At 70.8% G+C, this 13,959-nt stretch carries 14 protein-coding genes; 7 read left to right on the plus strand and 7 right to left on the minus strand.

All coding sequences use genetic code 11. The features are described from left to right. Positions 1 to 126: 126 nt before the first annotated feature. Entirely contained in the window at positions 127 to 2,013 is a 1,887-nt protein-coding gene (locus POF73_RS27290; protein ID WP_272120592.1) for a ricin-type beta-trefoil lectin domain protein, read from the minus strand. A 361-nt stretch (positions 2,014 to 2,374) separates the two neighbouring features. On the opposite strand from POF73_RS27290, the gene galU reads away from it, so the two are divergent. After that, positions 2,375 to 3,328, plus strand: coding sequence for a UTP--glucose-1-phosphate uridylyltransferase GalU (galU, locus tag POF73_RS27295; RefSeq protein ID WP_272120594.1), 954 nt, complete (start codon positions 2,375 to 2,377; stop codon positions 3,326 to 3,328). Positions 3,329 to 3,373: 45 nt separating this feature from the next. On the opposite strand, the gene POF73_RS27300 is transcribed toward galU, so the two are convergent. Then, positions 3,374 to 3,835: a DUF4442 domain-containing protein gene (locus POF73_RS27300; protein WP_272120596.1), complete on the minus strand. Its 462-nt coding sequence runs from the start codon at positions 3,833 to 3,835 to the stop codon at positions 3,374 to 3,376. Positions 3,836 to 4,000: 165 nt separating this feature from the next. On the opposite strand from POF73_RS27300, the gene POF73_RS27305 reads away from it, so the two are divergent. Next, positions 4,001 to 5,302 carry an MFS transporter gene (locus tag POF73_RS27305; RefSeq protein WP_272120599.1) on the plus strand — a complete coding sequence of 434 codons (1,302 nt, stop codon included), beginning with the start codon at positions 4,001 to 4,003 and terminating at the stop codon, positions 5,300 to 5,302. Here POF73_RS27305 and POF73_RS27310 read toward each other — a convergent pair. From POF73_RS27310 to POF73_RS27320, 3 genes are all read right to left on the minus strand, one after another. Beyond that, on the minus strand, positions 5,264 to 6,109 hold the full coding sequence (locus POF73_RS27310; RefSeq protein WP_272120602.1) for a spermidine synthase: 846 nt from the start codon (positions 6,107 to 6,109) through the stop codon (positions 5,264 to 5,266). The genes POF73_RS27305 and POF73_RS27310 overlap by 39 nt on opposite strands. Before the next feature lie 121 nt (positions 6,110 to 6,230). After that, positions 6,231 to 7,412: an elongation factor Tu gene (tuf, locus tag POF73_RS27315; RefSeq protein WP_272120605.1), complete on the minus strand. Its 1,182-nt coding sequence runs from the start codon at positions 7,410 to 7,412 to the stop codon at positions 6,231 to 6,233. Positions 7,413 to 7,705: 293 nt separating this feature from the next. Then, complete coding sequence (locus POF73_RS27320) at positions 7,706 to 8,428, minus strand: DNA alkylation repair protein (RefSeq protein ID WP_272120608.1); 723 nt, start codon at positions 8,426 to 8,428, stop codon at positions 7,706 to 7,708. Between the two features lie 49 nt (positions 8,429 to 8,477). On the opposite strand from POF73_RS27320, the gene POF73_RS27325 reads away from it, so the two are divergent. Next, positions 8,478 to 9,257, plus strand: a complete 780-nt coding sequence (locus POF73_RS27325) for a TVP38/TMEM64 family protein (RefSeq protein ID WP_272120611.1) — start codon at positions 8,478 to 8,480, stop codon at positions 9,255 to 9,257. Positions 9,258 to 9,409: 152 nt separating this feature from the next. Here the strand turns inward: POF73_RS27325 and POF73_RS27330 are convergent, their stop codons facing one another. Next, entirely contained in the window at positions 9,410 to 10,579 is a 1,170-nt protein-coding gene (locus POF73_RS27330; RefSeq protein ID WP_272120614.1) for a thiolase family protein, read from the minus strand. 164 nt (positions 10,580 to 10,743) lie between these two features. Here POF73_RS27330 and POF73_RS27335 point away from each other — a divergent pair, with 164 nt between their 5' ends. From POF73_RS27335 to POF73_RS27345, 3 genes are all read left to right on the plus strand, one after another. Further along, complete coding sequence (locus POF73_RS27335; RefSeq protein WP_272120615.1) at positions 10,744 to 11,214, plus strand: winged helix-turn-helix transcriptional regulator; 471 nt, start codon at positions 10,744 to 10,746, stop codon at positions 11,212 to 11,214. 251 nt (positions 11,215 to 11,465) lie between these two features. Further along, positions 11,466 to 12,341, plus strand: coding sequence for an undecaprenyl-diphosphate phosphatase (locus POF73_RS27340; RefSeq protein ID WP_272120618.1), 876 nt, complete (start codon positions 11,466 to 11,468; stop codon positions 12,339 to 12,341). Positions 12,342 to 12,493: 152 nt separating this feature from the next. Next, positions 12,494 to 12,673 (plus strand): hypothetical protein, encoded by a 180-nt coding sequence (locus tag POF73_RS27345; protein WP_272120621.1) that lies wholly within the window; start codon positions 12,494 to 12,496, stop codon positions 12,671 to 12,673. 41 nt (positions 12,674 to 12,714) lie between these two features. Here POF73_RS27345 and POF73_RS27350 read toward each other — a convergent pair whose 3' ends face one another. Next, a complete protein-coding gene (locus tag POF73_RS27350) occupies positions 12,715 to 13,347 on the minus strand; it encodes a DUF4291 domain-containing protein (protein ID WP_443049656.1) in 633 nt (210 codons plus the stop codon). 81 nt (positions 13,348 to 13,428) lie between these two features. On the opposite strand from POF73_RS27350, the gene POF73_RS27355 reads away from it, so the two are divergent. Beyond that, the gene (locus POF73_RS27355; protein ID WP_272120627.1) at positions 13,429 to 13,914 is read left to right on the plus strand and encodes a nuclear transport factor 2 family protein; all 486 of its coding nucleotides are present in this window, start codon (positions 13,429 to 13,431) and stop codon (positions 13,912 to 13,914) included. Positions 13,915 to 13,959 lie beyond the last annotated feature (45 nt).

The following is a 13,959-nucleotide window of genomic DNA, read 5'->3' on the forward strand; positions in this document are numbered from 1 at the left end:
ATGATGTGAACGAGGCTGATGGGAAAACGGCCGAATGCCTTCGGGGAATGGAGGGGCGGGAACCGAAGAGAGGTCGGGAAGCGGAGGAGGGGCCACCGCGATGCGGCGGCGGCCCCTGCCAACTGACTACTTGACTTCCTGACTTGTCGACTGGCGGACGGCGGATTCGAGCGTCGTCGCCGCGGTGGTCCTGGCGACCTCGGAGGCGGTGGCCGGCTCATGGGCCGGGAGGGTCACGACGGCTCCGACGGCGTCGGCAGGGGCGGCTGGCTCGGTCTCGTCGCCGGAGTACCCGCCGGAGTCGTCGTGGACGTACCGCGTCTCGTACTCCGGCTCCGGCTGCTCCGACGGCTGGTCCGACTCGTCCTCCGGGGACTCGCCCTCGGCCCGCTCGGGGGCGGCGGCGTCCGGCGACTCGCGCCCGGACCCGGGGACCGCGGGTGTGCTGCTCTCCCCCTCGGCGTCCGGTCCGCCCTCCTCCTTCCCCTTCTTCTTCTGCTGCTCGGGCTTCGGCGCTCCCGCGAGCCCGCCGCCCAGCACCCAGCGCTGCGCATCGGAGCCGTCCCGGTCGGCGAGCGTCACGCTCTCGTCCTCGCCGCCCGCGACCGCCAGTCCCCCGGACCGGCGCGGCAGCAGTTCGCCGTGGACGGTGAGGTCGTAGCGCACCTCGCCGGCGTGCGCGAGGCAGTCGGCCAGGACGACCGTGCCCTTGTCGCGGTCGGAGTCGAGGCAGAGGGTGGGCTCGGCGGCGCTGCGCAGCAGACCGCTGTCCTGGTACGACCACTGCTGGGACGCGGAGGCGGAGCACTGCGCCAGCTCGGCCGGAGCACCGCTGCGGATCTCGCCGTCGCGGAGGTCCAGGCACAGGCCGCGGTCGATGTTGCGGAGCGTGCCCTGGGCGATCGCGACGGGGTCCTCGGCCGAGGCGGCCGACGGCGATCCGCCGGAGGAGGGCTTGTCCACGGCGCTCGGGCGCACGGACTGGCCACTGGGCACGCCCCAGGTGGCCTGCGCGTCGGGAACGCCGCTCTCCTCGGACCAGCCCTTTGCGGTGAGCACGGTCACGAGCAGGGCGAGGGAGGTCAGCCCGACACCCACGGCGACGGCCTTGGCGCGCCCGCGCGGCGGGGCGAGCCGCACCGGGCGGTGCCGGCCACCGCGCCGCCCGGGGTCGGGCGACACCGCTCCGGAGCCGCCTCGCCCGGGCCGGGAGTCGAGGTAACGCCGGGCGCCCCAGCCGAGCACGGTTTCGGCCAGCAGCACTTCGAGGCCGCCCTCGAAATGGCTGAGCTGCTCGGCAGCGTGCCGGCAGTAGCGGCACGCCATCAGATGCTGCTGGACATCGGGCAGCAGGGCGCCGCCCCGGCGAATGGGAACGTCGAGGAGACGGTTGTAGTAGCGGCATTCCCGGGTGGGTGCGAGTTCGCGGTGGGCACGTACGCAACCCGCCCGGAATTGCTCACGCACCTCCTCCATGGCCGCCGACACGGTGCCCGTGTCAACCCCCAGCAGACCAGCGGGTATGGTTATCGGTTCCGCTTCGACCTCGGTATGCCAGAGGAGGCATTGCGAAGCGCCCGGGAGGGCCCGGAATGCGCGCTCGGCGATATGGCGCCTTTCGGGCGTCGCGGACCGTGCGGCGCGCAGTCCGCGCGCTCCGGTCGGTTTGCCGAGTTCCGGCATCAGGGCGGAAATTCCGCTGTCCGCCGCCCACTCCTTCACCAGGTCCCGCACGGCGGTGAGGAGTTGGGGACGCAGCGCGCCGTCACCGGGCCGGCCGAGCACCCGGTGGAATGCCGCGGCGGTCACCATGGAGGCCGAACTCGCCGTGGACACCAGGCAGATGGCCGCATAGTCGTAGGTGGCACGCCAGTGCCGCGCCATCAGCAGCGCGACGGCGTGGCCGTCGGCTCCGCCCTTCCGCAGGCTCGCGAGGAGGTCGCGGTCGGACCGCCCGGGGCTCAATCCGGGCCGTGGCGGGTACGGCGGTCGTGGGGGGTGGGGGGATTGCACTGAACCATTTCCTTCCCAGCCGCAGGACGCCATGGGGAATGTGCGTCCGTCGGAAAGCAGGTGCGTGATTGGTGCATACCTAGGCCGTGTCAACTGTGGACCGGCTATCGGGGTCGCTCACTTTCGCACAAGCAACGCACAGGAAACAAGAAGTTCGAGTGACCAATGTTCAAAAGGCAGCGAATTCAGAAGAGTTACCGCCGGTATCCGCACCCGCATTCGACAGCACCATCGCATCACGCGTCAAGTTGTGCGCATTCAAGGACCGTTGATCCACGGAATCTTCAACTCCGCATAGTGCACGGGAAGCTCCGAGGTTGCTCTCGGCGTGCTCTCATCCCGGTGCGCCAGCATGATCCGCATGACCGTCCCCCACACCACACCCGCCCCCGGCCCGGCCCGCACGGTCCGCAAGGCGGTCGTCCCGGCCGCGGGACTCGGCACCCGTTTCCTGCCCGCGACGAAGGCGACACCGAAGGAGATGCTGCCGGTCGTCGACAAGCCGGCCATCCAGTACGTCGTCGAGGAGGCCGCCGCGGCCGGTCTCGACGACGTCCTGATGATCACCGGCCGGCACAAGCGGGCCATCGAGGACCACTTCGACAACGCCTTCGAGCTGGAGCAGGCGCTCACCGCGAAGGGCGACACCGTACGGCTGGACGCGGTGCGCGACCCGGCCCGGCTCGCCGACATCCACCACATCCGCCAGGGCGACCCGCTCGGCCTCGGCCACGCGGTGCTGTGCGCCCGCCATCACGTCGGCGAACAGCCCTTCGCCGTTATGCTGGGCGACGACCTCATCGACCCGCGCGAGACCCTGCTCAGCCGGATGCTGGAGGTCCGCGACCACTACGAGGGCAGCGTGATCGCCCTGATGGAGGTCCCGCCGAAGCAGATCCACCTCTATGGCTGCGCGGCCGTGGAACCGTCCGGCGAGGACGGCGTGGTCCGCGTGACCGGCCTGGTGGAGAAGCCGTCGCGCGAGGAGGCGCCGAGCCACTACGCGGTCATCGGCCGCTATGTCCTGGACCCGGCCGTCTTCGGCGTCCTGGACCGCACACCGCCCGGCCGCGGCGGCGAGATCCAGCCGACCGACGCACTGCAGGAGCTGGCGGCGGGCGGGACGGTCCACGCAGTCGTGTTCGACGGCCTGCGATACGACACCGGCGACAAGGCGGACCATCTGCGCACGGTGGTGCGGCTGGCGTGCGACCGGGCGGATCTGGGGCCCGAGTTCGTAGCCTGGCGGGGCTGGGGGACGCCGGGGAGGGGCGGGAGCGGCTCGCGGCCTGAGCACTCCCGGTCCGGAAAGTGATCAGGGGCCCCACCCGGGGCCCCTGGTTCCTACCGTGCAGCCGGCTCAGCTGTTCGGCCGCAGCGTCCAGACGACGGTCATCTCGCCGGTGACGGCCCCGTCCGCACGCTGAATCTCGATCGTCACCGGGAATTCCGGCCGCTCCCCCGCGTCCAGCTCCGCGACGACCTCCGCGGCCGGACGGCCCAGGGTCGCGGTGGCGGTGACGGCGCCCATGGCGAGCTTCTTGTAGGCGATCTCGGCGCGCACGGCGAGGGGCACGGCACGCGAGAGCTGCTCGCCGAACGCGGCCAGCACGATCGCACCGCTGGCGGACTCGCCGAGCGTGAACATCGCACCGGCGTGCGGTCCGCCCACGTGGTTGTGGTAGTCACCCTGGTCCGGCAGGGCCACCACGGCCTTGTCCGGCGTGGTCTCCAGGAACTGGAGGTTCAGGGTCCGCGCCATGGGCACGGTGGCGGCGAGCATCTCGCCGATGGACATCTGGTCTGCGCTCATGGCGGTCATGTTACCCGCGAGTAGGAATTTGGGAACAGGCCTGACCCGATGTGACGAGCGTCGTATTCACGAAGGACGCCGCAGCAGCCCGTCCGGGTCCGGGCGGCGGGCGTACAGGGCCCGTGACCTGCAATCCGCTTGGCACATCGGGGGCCGGGCGGCGATAGTCGGCCGGTGACCTCCCCCGCCGATCTCCGCCGCCGCCCTCGTCGCCCCGCCTGGGCCGGCCGCAACTACAGCTTGCTGACGGCCGCCGCATTCGTCACGAACCTCGGCAGTCACGGCGCGCTGATCGCCGCGGCGTTCGCCGTGCTGGAGGCGGGCGGCGACGGCGGCGACGTGGGTCTGGTGGCCGCGGCCCGCACGCTGCCCCTGGTGCTTTTCCTGCTGATCGGCGGCGCCGTCGCGGACCGGCTCCCCCGGCACCGCGTGATGGTCGCGGCCAACGCGCTGAACTGCCTCTCCCAGGGCGCCTTCGCCGTGCTGGTCCTCGCCGGGGAGCCGCAGCTGTGGCAGATGATGCTGCTGACCGCGCTGGGCGGCACCGGCCAGGCGTTCTTCAGCCCGGCGGCCGAGGGCATGCTGCTGTCGTCGGTCAAGGGGGAGCAGGCGAGCCGGGCGTTCGCGGTGTTCCGGATGGCGATGCAAGGTGCGGCGGTGGGCGGTGCCGCGCTCGGCGGTGCCATGGTGGCGGCGATCGGGCCCGGCTGGGTGCTGGCGGCGGACGCGGCGGCCTTCGCGGTCGCCGGGGCGATGCGGGCGTTCCTCGACGTGAGTCACGTTCCGCAGCGCACGCGGGGCGGTGGCATGCTCGCCGATCTGCGGGAGGGCTGGCGGGAGTTCGCCGGGCGGCCGTGGCTGTGGGGCATCGTCGTCCAGTTCTCCATCGCGAACGCGGTCGTCGGCGCCGCCGACGCGGTCTACGGCCCGCTGGTCGCCCGGGACCATCTGGGCGGGGCCGGTCCATGGGGCGTCGCCCTGGGCTTCTTCGGGGCGGGCACGGTCGCGGGCGCCCTGCTCATGACCCGCTGGAAGCCACGCCGCCTGCTCCTCGCCGGCACCCTGTGCGTCTTCCCGCTCGCCCTCCCGTCCGCCGCACTCGCCGTACCGGTGCCGATCACCGTGCTGTGCGCGGTGATGTTCCTGACCGGCGTGACGCTGGAGGTGTTCGGCGTCTCCTGGATGACCGCGCTCCATCAGGAGATACCAGAGGACAAGCTGTCCCGGGTCGCCGCCTACGACTGGTTCGGCTCGGTCGCCCTGGTCCCGCTGGCGACGGCCCTGGCCGGCCCGGCGGAGACGGCGTTCGGGCGGGCCTCGGCGCTGTGGGGCTGCGCCGTGCTGGTGGTGGTCGTGACGGCGGCGGTCCTGTGCGTGCCGGACGTCCGGAACCTACGGCGTCGTACCAAGCAGGTGACCGCGGGCATCCGGCCTTCCTCAGCCGATGCCGAAAGTCCCGTCGGGGGGCTCGGGTGACGGTACGGCGTCCTCGTCCCGCACCGGTCGCGCAGCGCCGATGAACTCGCGCAGCGCGGGCCCGTGTTCGACACGCGCCGGAAAGGCGTCGGAGGCGGTGAGCCGGGCCAGGGCGGCGGTGTCGAGGGGGTGGTGCGCGGCGACGAGCACCGCGTTGCCGAAGCGCCTCCCGCGCAGCACGCCCGGCTCGGCGATCAGGGCGAGTTCCTCGAACTCGGTGGCGAAATTGGCGAGTTGGGACCGCAGGAAGGCGAACGGTGTGGCATCCGCGAGATTGGCGAGGTAGACCCCGTCGCCCCTGAGCACGCGCGCGGCCTCCCGGGCGTACTCGACGGACGTCAGATGCGCGGGCACCCGGGAACCGCCGAACACGTCGGCGAGGAGGACGTCGGCCGAGCCCGCGGGGGCGGCCTCCAGCCAGGCGCGTGCGTCGGCGGCGTGCAGATCGATCCCGGACCCCTCGGGCAGCGGCAGATGCTCGACGACCAGCTCCAGCAGCCCGCGGTCGGCCTCGACGACGTCCTGCCGGGACCCGGACCGGGTGGCGGCCACATACCGGGGCAGGGTGAGCGCCCCACCCCCGAGATGCACCACGTCCAGGGCCCGCCCAGACTCCCCGACACTGTCCAGCACATGCCCGAGCCTGATCGCGTACTCGAACTCCAGGTGGGTGGGCTCGTCCAGATCGACATACGACTGGGGAGCCCCGTCCACGGTGAGCAGCCAGGCCCGCTTCCGATCGACGTCGGGCATGAGCTTGGCGAAGCCGCGGTCGGTCGCCCTGGCGACAGGTATGGAGTCGTTCACTCCCCCATTGTGGGCGACTGTGCCGACTTCAGGAGCGCGGGGCTGTATCAACATGCGGCTCCGCCACGTGGGCGCGACCAGCCACAACGGCCCCGCAGCTCCCCCACGAACCGAACCACCCTCACACGACGGCGGTCACGGTCCCCGCCCCCACAGTTCTGCCACCCTCACGAATGGCAAACCCGAGCCCCGGCTCCAAAGGAACCTCACGCCCCAGCTCAACGGTCATCGTGACCGTCTCCCCAGGCCGCGCGACCCCTACCTCACCAAGGTCGACGTCCCCGACGACATCCGCCGTACGGATGTAGAACTGCGGCCGATACCCACTGGAGACCGGCGTGGACCGACCCCCTTCGCGCGTCGACAACACATACACCTGCGCGGAGAACCGACGCTTCGGCACCACACTCCCCGGCGCCGCGACCACATGCCCGCGCCGGACGGCGTCCCGCGCAACGCCGCGCAGCAGCAGCGCCACATTGTCCCCGGCCTGCGCCTCGTCCATGGGCTTGCCGAAGGTCTCCAGACCGGTGACCACGGTCTCGACCTCGGCCCCGAGCACTTCGACCCGGTCACCCACCCGCACGGTGCCCCGCTCCACGGCCCCGGTGACGACGGTCCCCCGGCCGGTGATCGTGAGCACGTTCTCCACGGGCAGCAGGAACGGCGCGTCCACATACCGCTCCGGCATCGGAACGTAGGTGTCCACCGCGTCGAGCAGCGCCTCGATGGACGCCGTCCACTGGGGGTCCCCCTCCAGCGCCTTCAGCCCCGAGACCCGTACGACGGGCGTGGCGTCGCCGCCGTAGCCGTGCTCGGTGAGCAGGTCGCGGACCTCCAGCTCGACGAGGTCGATGAGCTCAGCGTCCTCGCCGTCGTCGACGGCGTCGGCCTTGTTGAGGGCGACGACGATGTGGTCGACGCCCACCTGCCGGGCGAGCAGGACGTGTTCGGCGGTCTGCGGCATGATCCCGTCGAGCGCGGAGACGACGAGGATCGCCCCGTCGAGCTGCGCGGCGCCGGTGACCATGTTCTTGACGTAGTCGGCGTGGCCGGGCATGTCGACGTGCGCGTAGTGGCGGGTGTCGGTCTCGTACTCGACGTGCGCGATGTTGATGGTGATGCCGCGCGCGGCCTCCTCCGGCGCCCGGTCGATGCGGTCGAAGGGCACGAACGTGCCGGACCCCCGCTCGGCGAGCACCTTGGTGATGGCGGCCGTCAACGTGGTCTTGCCGTGGTCGACATGACCCATGGTGCCGATGTTGAGATGCGGTTTGGTGCGCACGTATGCCGTCTTGGACATGGCTGTACCTCGAAGTCTCTGCAGAAGTCTCTGCGAAGGAGATGGGGACCCCAAGGACTTGCCGACCCTCCCCCTGCGGGGTCCGCCGGACTATCCGGAGAGGGTCAGCTTCGGGCGCCGTCGGCTGCGGCCAGGAAGACCGGAACGGCAGCCTTCGGAGCATCCGCGACTGCGGATGCTGCGAGGACGAAGGCGTGCCGGAACATGACGTCGATCATCGTCGATGCCTTGCCCGACGTCGAATGGTTTTTCGCGGTACGGGACTTCGGGCGCCGAGCCTCAGGCACCGGGCCTCAGGCGCCGATGTTCTTCAGCGCCTCCCGCACCGACAGCGGCGCGAACCTTCCCCGTTCCCGCGCCAGGAAGTCCCGTACGGCGTCCGGGTCGGTCTTGGCGTACTCGCGCAGGCACCACCCGATTGCCTTGCGGATGAAGAAGTCGGGGTGGCCGGACTGGCGCAGGCAGTAGGTGAAGAGGCGTTCGGTGTCGGTCCGTTCCTTGTAGCGCAGCTGGTGGAGCAGGGCCGTGCGGGCGACCCACAGGTCGTCGTCCACGATCCAGGCGTCCATGTCCGCGGTGAGCTCCGGGTCGGTGGCGACGATCGCGCCGACGACGTGGGCGGCGAGCAGGTCGACGGTGTCCCACCAGGAGACGGTGGTGATCAGGTGCCGGGCCACCGGCAGGAAGCCGGAGGAGCAGCGCCCCACGTGCCGGCGCAGATAGTCGACGGCGAAGTAGTGGTACTCGCGCTCCGGCAGCTGCCAGCAGCGCAGGGCGATGGCGGTGCAGTCGGCCTCGCCGGGGCGGGGTGTGCCCTGGACGACGGCGCGGGACAGCGCGCGGCGGGCCGGGGTCGTAAGGCCCAGGAAAGGGGCCACGTCCTTCATGTACGCCCGCATGGACACGGCACGTCCGGGGTCGGCCGCCGCGCCGTAGGTGGCGGTGAGCCGCTCCAGTACGGTGTCGGCCAGGACACTGCGCGGTACTTCCAGTGTTCCCGTACCTGTGACGCCCATGAGACGAACCATACGGCGATCACACATCTTTGTCGGTTACTGTCGCCGAATGCTCGATGCCACCACCCGCTCTGGGGGCACCGCAACGGCCTCTTCGGGGGCCGCCGCCACGGAGCTCACCGTCCCCGCGCCCGTTCCGGCGCCCGTCCCCGCGACTCTTGCCGTGCGCTGCACGAGAGTGCTGCTCTCACCGTGGTCCCGGCTGTCCCTGCTGCTGGTCCTGCTCGCGGCGGGCGCGACGTCCGTGCTGCTCTTCGAGCCGCACAAGCTCCTGGCGCACGGCTGGCCACCCCAGGTCGGGGGCCCGGCCGCGGTGGTGCTGTTCGCCGTGGTGTACGGGCTGGTCACGGTGGCGTTCGTGCCGCGGCCGCTGCTGAACCTCGCGGCGGGCGCGCTCTTCGGCTCGGCGCTGGGCATGGGCGCCGCCATGGCCGGCACCGTGATCGGCGCCGGGATCTCCTTCGCGCTGGGCCGGATGCTCGGCCAGGAAGCCCTGCGCCCGCTGCTGCGCGGGCGACTGCTGAAGGCGGCGGACAAGCAGTTCAGCAAGCACGGTTTCCGGTCGATGCTGGCGGTGCGGCTGTTCCCGGGGGTGCCGTTCTGGGCCGCGAACTACGCCGCCGCCGTCTCCCGCATGGGCTACTTCCCCTTCCTGCTCGCCACGGCGCTCGGGTCGATCCCCAACATCGGCGCCTATGTCGTCGCCGGGGCCCGGGCCTCGCAGCCGACGTCCCCGGTGTTCCTGATCGCCGTGGCCGCGATCGCGCTGCCGGCTCTCGCGGGCGCGGTGGTGGCCTGGCGCAAACGCCACCACCTGCGCCGCCACTGAGCCGGTCGGACCAGGGCCGGCTTCCGACCGGCTTCGGGGCCGACGTTCAGACCGACTCAATGGCGGATGTCCGGAGCGACTCAATGGCGGATGTCCGGAGCGACTCAACGGCGGACCCTCGGACCGGCTTGGTGGCGACGCTCAGGCCGCTCTCAGACCGCCTCGATGATCATCGCGTTGGCGAGGCCGCCCGCCTCGCACATCGTCTGCAGGGCATAGCGGGCGCCGCGCTCGCGCATGGCGTGGACCAGGGTCGTCGTCAGCCGGGTGCCGCTCGCGCCGAGCGGATGGCCGATCGCGATGGCGCCGCCGTTCACATTGACCTTGGCGAGGTCGGCGCCGGTCTCCTGCTGCCAGGCCAGGACGACGCTGGAGAACGCCTCGTTGATCTCGAAGAGGTCGATGTCGCCGAGGGACAGGCTCGCCCGGCGCAGCACCTTCTCCGTCGCCGGGATCACTCCGGTGAGCATGAGGATCGGGTCGGAGCCGGTCACGGCGAAGCTGTGCAGCCGGGCGAGGGGGCGCAGGCCCAGACGGGCCGCGGTCTCACTTGAGGTGACGAGGACGGCGGAGGCACCGTCGTTGATGGGGCTGGCGTTGCCCGCGGTGACGTTCCACTCGATCTGCGGGAAGCGCTCCGCGAAGGCCGGGTCGTAGTACGCGGGCTTGAGGCCGGCCAGGATCTCGGGGGTGCTGCCGGGGCGTACGCACTCGTCGCGCGAGACGCCCTCCAGGGGCGCGACCTCGGCGTCGAAGAGGCCCTGGTCCCAGGCGGCGGCCGCCTTGCGGTGCGAGGAGACGGCGAACGCGTCCATCTGCTCGCGCGTGATCGACCACTTGGCGGCGATCAGCTCGGCGCTGACGCCCTGCGGCACGAGCCCTTCCGGGTAGCGCTCGGCGACGCCGGGGCCGAAGGGGTCCTTGCCGGGCGGCACGTTCGACCACATCGGGACCCGGCTCATCGACTCGACGCCACAGGCGACGACCAGGTCGTACGCGCCCGAGATGACTCCCTGGGCCGCGAAGTGCACGGCCTGCTGGGAGGAGCCGCACTGACGGTCCACGGTGGTCGCGGGCACCGTCTCCGGGAACCCCGCCGACAGGGCGGCGTAGCGGGTGGTGTTCATGGCCTGCTCGCCGACCTGGTCGACGGTGCCGCCGATGACGTCGTCGATCAGCGCCGGGTCCACGCCCGAGCGCTCGACGAGGGTGCGCAGGGTGTGGGCGAGGAGCTCGACGGGATGGACGTGCGCCAGGGCGCCGTTCGGCCTGCCCTTGCCCATCGGGGTGCGTACGGCTTCGACGATGACTGCGTCACGCATGGTGCGGGCCTCCTTGGCCGCCGGGCGACGACCGGCGCTGCGGCCGGTGTGGCGACCGGCTCGATTACCGGTGAGTAGGAAATCCAAACTCACCATAGCCCGCAGAGTTGGAAAATCAAACTCAATAGAGTTGGAAAGTCGAACCCTCCCCTAGACTGAGCGCCATGGCCGCCACCAAAGACCCGCGCCCCTGCTCCATCGCCGACGCCCTGGCGCTCGTCGGCGAGAAGTACTCCCTGCTCGTCCTGCGCGAGGTATGCCTGGGCAACGGCCGCTTCGACCAGCTCGTACGCAACATCGGCGCCCCGCGCGACATCCTGGCCACCCGGCTGCGCCGCCTGGTCGACGCCGGAATCCTGACCAAGCGCGCCTACAGCGAGCGCCCGCAGCGGTTCGAGTACCGGCCCACACAGGCCGGGCTGGAGCTGGAGCCGGTCCTGATGACCCTCATGGCATGGGGCGACCGCCACCTGAAGGGGGACGACGACCGCCCCATGGTGATCGAGCACGTCTGCGGCAACGAACTGGTCCCGGTCGTCACCTGCCGCGCCTGCGGCGACGCGGTGCACCACGAGGACCTCAAGGCCCACCCCCAGGCACCCGGCTGGTCGGTGGCGGGGCCGACGGCGGCCTGACCGATACGGCGGCCAGACCCACGCCCACCAGGGACACGGCAAGCGCTTTCGGTCCGCAGTACCGCGTGCGGCGGCCCCGCCGCAGGTCAACACCGGGATGACGGGCCCGGCGGGCTTCAGCCCCCGCCCCCCTGTGCCGGAGCCGTCACCGCGGGACGCTACGCTGCCCCTCGACACTCGCGATCACTGCGCCGCCGACGCGGTGTCCCCGTCACTCCTTGCCACGATCAGCACTTGGACTCCCTACCTTCATGTCTTGGTTCGAATCACTCATCCTCGGACTCGTCCAGGGACTGACCGAGTTCCTCCCCGTGTCCTCCAGCGCGCATCTGCGGCTGACCGCGGCGTTCTCGGGCTGGGAGGACCCCGGCGCGGCCTTCACCGCGATCACCCAGATCGGCACGGAGGCCGCGGTGCTGATCTACTTCCGCAAGGACATCGGGCGGATCATCTCGGCATGGCTGCGGTCGCTGACCAGCAAGGAGATGCGACGGGACCACGACGCGCAGATGGGCTGGCTGGTGATCGTCGGCTCGATCCCGATCGGTGTGCTCGGCCTGGCGTTCAAGGACCAGATCGAGGGGCCCTTCCGTGATCTGCGCATCACCGCGACGATGCTGATCGTCGTGGGCATCATCATCGGCGTCGCCGACCGCCTGGCGGCCCGTGACGAGTCGGGCGGCCGGCACCGCGCCGCCAAGCAGCGCAAGGGACTTGAGGACCTGAACGCGCGCGACGGCCTCATCTACGGCATGTGCCAGGCCATGGCCCTCATCCCCGGGGTCTCCCGCTCCGGCGCCACCATCAGCGGCGGCCTCTTCATGGGCTACAACCGTGAGGCCGCGGCCCGCTACTCCTTCCTCCTCGCGATCCCCGCGGTGCTCGCCTCCGGCCTCTTCGAGCTCAAGGACGCGATGGAGAGCGGCCACGTCTCCTGGGGCCCGACGATCTTCGCCACGGTGATCGCCTTCGCGTCCGGTTACGCGGTCATCGCCTGGTTCATGAAGTTCATCTCGACCAAGAGCTTCATGCCCTTCGTCTGGTACCGCATCGCCCTCGGCATCCTCATCATCGCCCTGGTGACGGCGGGCGTCCTGAGCCCGCACGCCGCGGAGTCGGCGGGCTGACGAGCCGAGTTTGGGGGGGCGGCCGAACACCCGGTTTCACTGACCCGTCAGTCAGTACGAGGGGCTCCGTGCGGAGATCCGTGACCAATCACATACGTTCTGTGTAGCCGTCCGGTAGCGCGCTGTCAGTCCTTGCCCCTAGGCTTGTCCGCATGTCCCCCCTTTCCTTACGCCCTGGTTCCGTGCGGTCTGCTGCCGAGGTGAACGAGGAGATACGCGCCCTGTGGCTGCGCGCGGGCGGCTCACTGTCGGCTCAGGAGCGCGCGGAGTACGAGCTGTTGGTCGTCGAGTGGGCGGCCGCGATCCGCAGCGCCGTCATCGAGGCGGCTTGACGATCGAGGCGGATTGACGACCGAGGCGGATTGAAGCGTCCCTAGGCCCGTAGATGAGCAAGGACGTCGTCCTCCAGCGGAACGGGCCGCTCCTGCGGCAACAACTCGGCCGCACGCTCCAGTTCACCCGCCCGCACGCACGCGTGGATCTCCCTCGCGAGCGGCGTCACGTCCTCGATGCCGACGATCCACTCGTCCGCGTACCGCGCCGTCGCCTCACCCGCGAGCCCCAGTTGCAGCGAGCGGTACGGCAGAGCGTCGAGATGCAGATCCCGCTCCGGATCCCACTGCACACGCGCGGGCGCCGCCCTCAACTGCCGCTTCCAGTCACTCCGCTCGCCGTGCAGCTCGGGGACGTAGTGCGAGAGGCACGCATGGCGAAGGGCCCAGACCAGGCCCTCCCGGCTGATCTCGACGGCGAGGACCGTCTCCTGGCTCTCCTTCATGGCCCAGCCGCAGCGGTACATCATCCACAGGAACGACGGCTTGATCCAGGTCATCCGGTCACGGCTCCAGGATGACGGAAAGCGGCCGTCGCGGGCGGCGGCGAGGCCGATCCCGGGCTGGTAGGCCTGGTAGACCGTCAGCGTGGACTCGGTGTGATGTGCGCGTATGCGGAACCTGGGTTCCTGCTGGACGTGCTGGTCGTTCTGATCGTTCACGGAGGACAGCATCGCCGTCCTCTCCCCCGGCATCCACCGAATATCGCTGCACGCCCTCTTGGCTCCGCCCACCTCATGCTCAACACTGAGCCGATGACGCAGCGTGTGGAACTCGCCACCCTGAGGGACCGGCTCGCGGTCGACGGAGTGATCACCGACTACGCGGTGGCCGTGGACGACGCGGACTGGACGGCGTACCGGAGTCTGTTCACGTCCGACGGTCGCGCGGACTACCGCTCGGCCGGCGGTATCGAGGGAGACGCCGGAAGTGTCGCAGCGTGGCTCGCGGAGAGCATGCGGCTGTTCTCGATGCGGCAGCATCTCATCGTCAACCGCCGGGTGCGCTTCGGGACGCTGGAGCAGGACACCGGCGACTCGGCCAGGGTCCAGGCGGACTACGTCAATCCGATGCGGTTCGCCGACAGCAACGGCGAAGGCACCTCCGCGCCCGACTTCGTGTGCGGCGGCCGGTACTCGTTCGGGCTGCTGCGGACCTACGAAGGCTGGCGGCTGCGCGAGGTCGTCGTACAGGAGAAATGGCGCCGTCTGCCCGAACGGGCGCCGACGGTGATCGACTGAGCGGGCGCCCACTGTCCCACTGTCAGTGCCTGCGAGCACACTGGA

This window comes from Streptomyces sp. HD, assembly GCF_028369295.1.
Classification (GTDB): domain Bacteria; phylum Actinomycetota; class Actinomycetes; order Streptomycetales; family Streptomycetaceae; genus Streptomyces.

Coding starts and splice junctions, on each gene's coding strand:
- POF73_RS27320 (WP_272120608.1), bottom strand. CDS start 8,428: ATGGGCGTCACAGGTACGGGAACACTGGAAGTACCGCGCAGTGTCCTG.
- POF73_RS27330 (WP_272120614.1), bottom strand. CDS start 10,579: ATGCGTGACGCAGTCATCGTCGAAGCCGTACGCACCCCGATGGGCAAG.
- POF73_RS27350 (WP_443049656.1), bottom strand. CDS start 13,347: ATGCTGTCCTCCGTGAACGATCAGAACGACCAGCACGTCCAGCAGGAA.
- POF73_RS27300 (WP_272120596.1), bottom strand. CDS start 3,835: ATGACCGCCATGAGCGCAGACCAGATGTCCATCGGCGAGATGCTCGCC.
- POF73_RS27340 (WP_272120618.1), top strand. CDS start 11,466: ATGTCTTGGTTCGAATCACTCATCCTCGGACTCGTCCAGGGACTGACC.
- POF73_RS27345 (WP_272120621.1), top strand. CDS start 12,494: ATGTCCCCCCTTTCCTTACGCCCTGGTTCCGTGCGGTCTGCTGCCGAG.
- galU (WP_272120594.1), top strand. CDS start 2,375: ATGACCGTCCCCCACACCACACCCGCCCCCGGCCCGGCCCGCACGGTC.
- POF73_RS27355 (WP_272120627.1), top strand. CDS start 13,429: ATGACGCAGCGTGTGGAACTCGCCACCCTGAGGGACCGGCTCGCGGTC.
- POF73_RS27335 (WP_272120615.1), top strand. CDS start 10,744: ATGGCCGCCACCAAAGACCCGCGCCCCTGCTCCATCGCCGACGCCCTG.
- POF73_RS27325 (WP_272120611.1), top strand. CDS start 8,478: ATGCTCGATGCCACCACCCGCTCTGGGGGCACCGCAACGGCCTCTTCG.
- tuf (WP_272120605.1), bottom strand. CDS start 7,412: ATGTCCAAGACGGCATACGTGCGCACCAAACCGCATCTCAACATCGGC.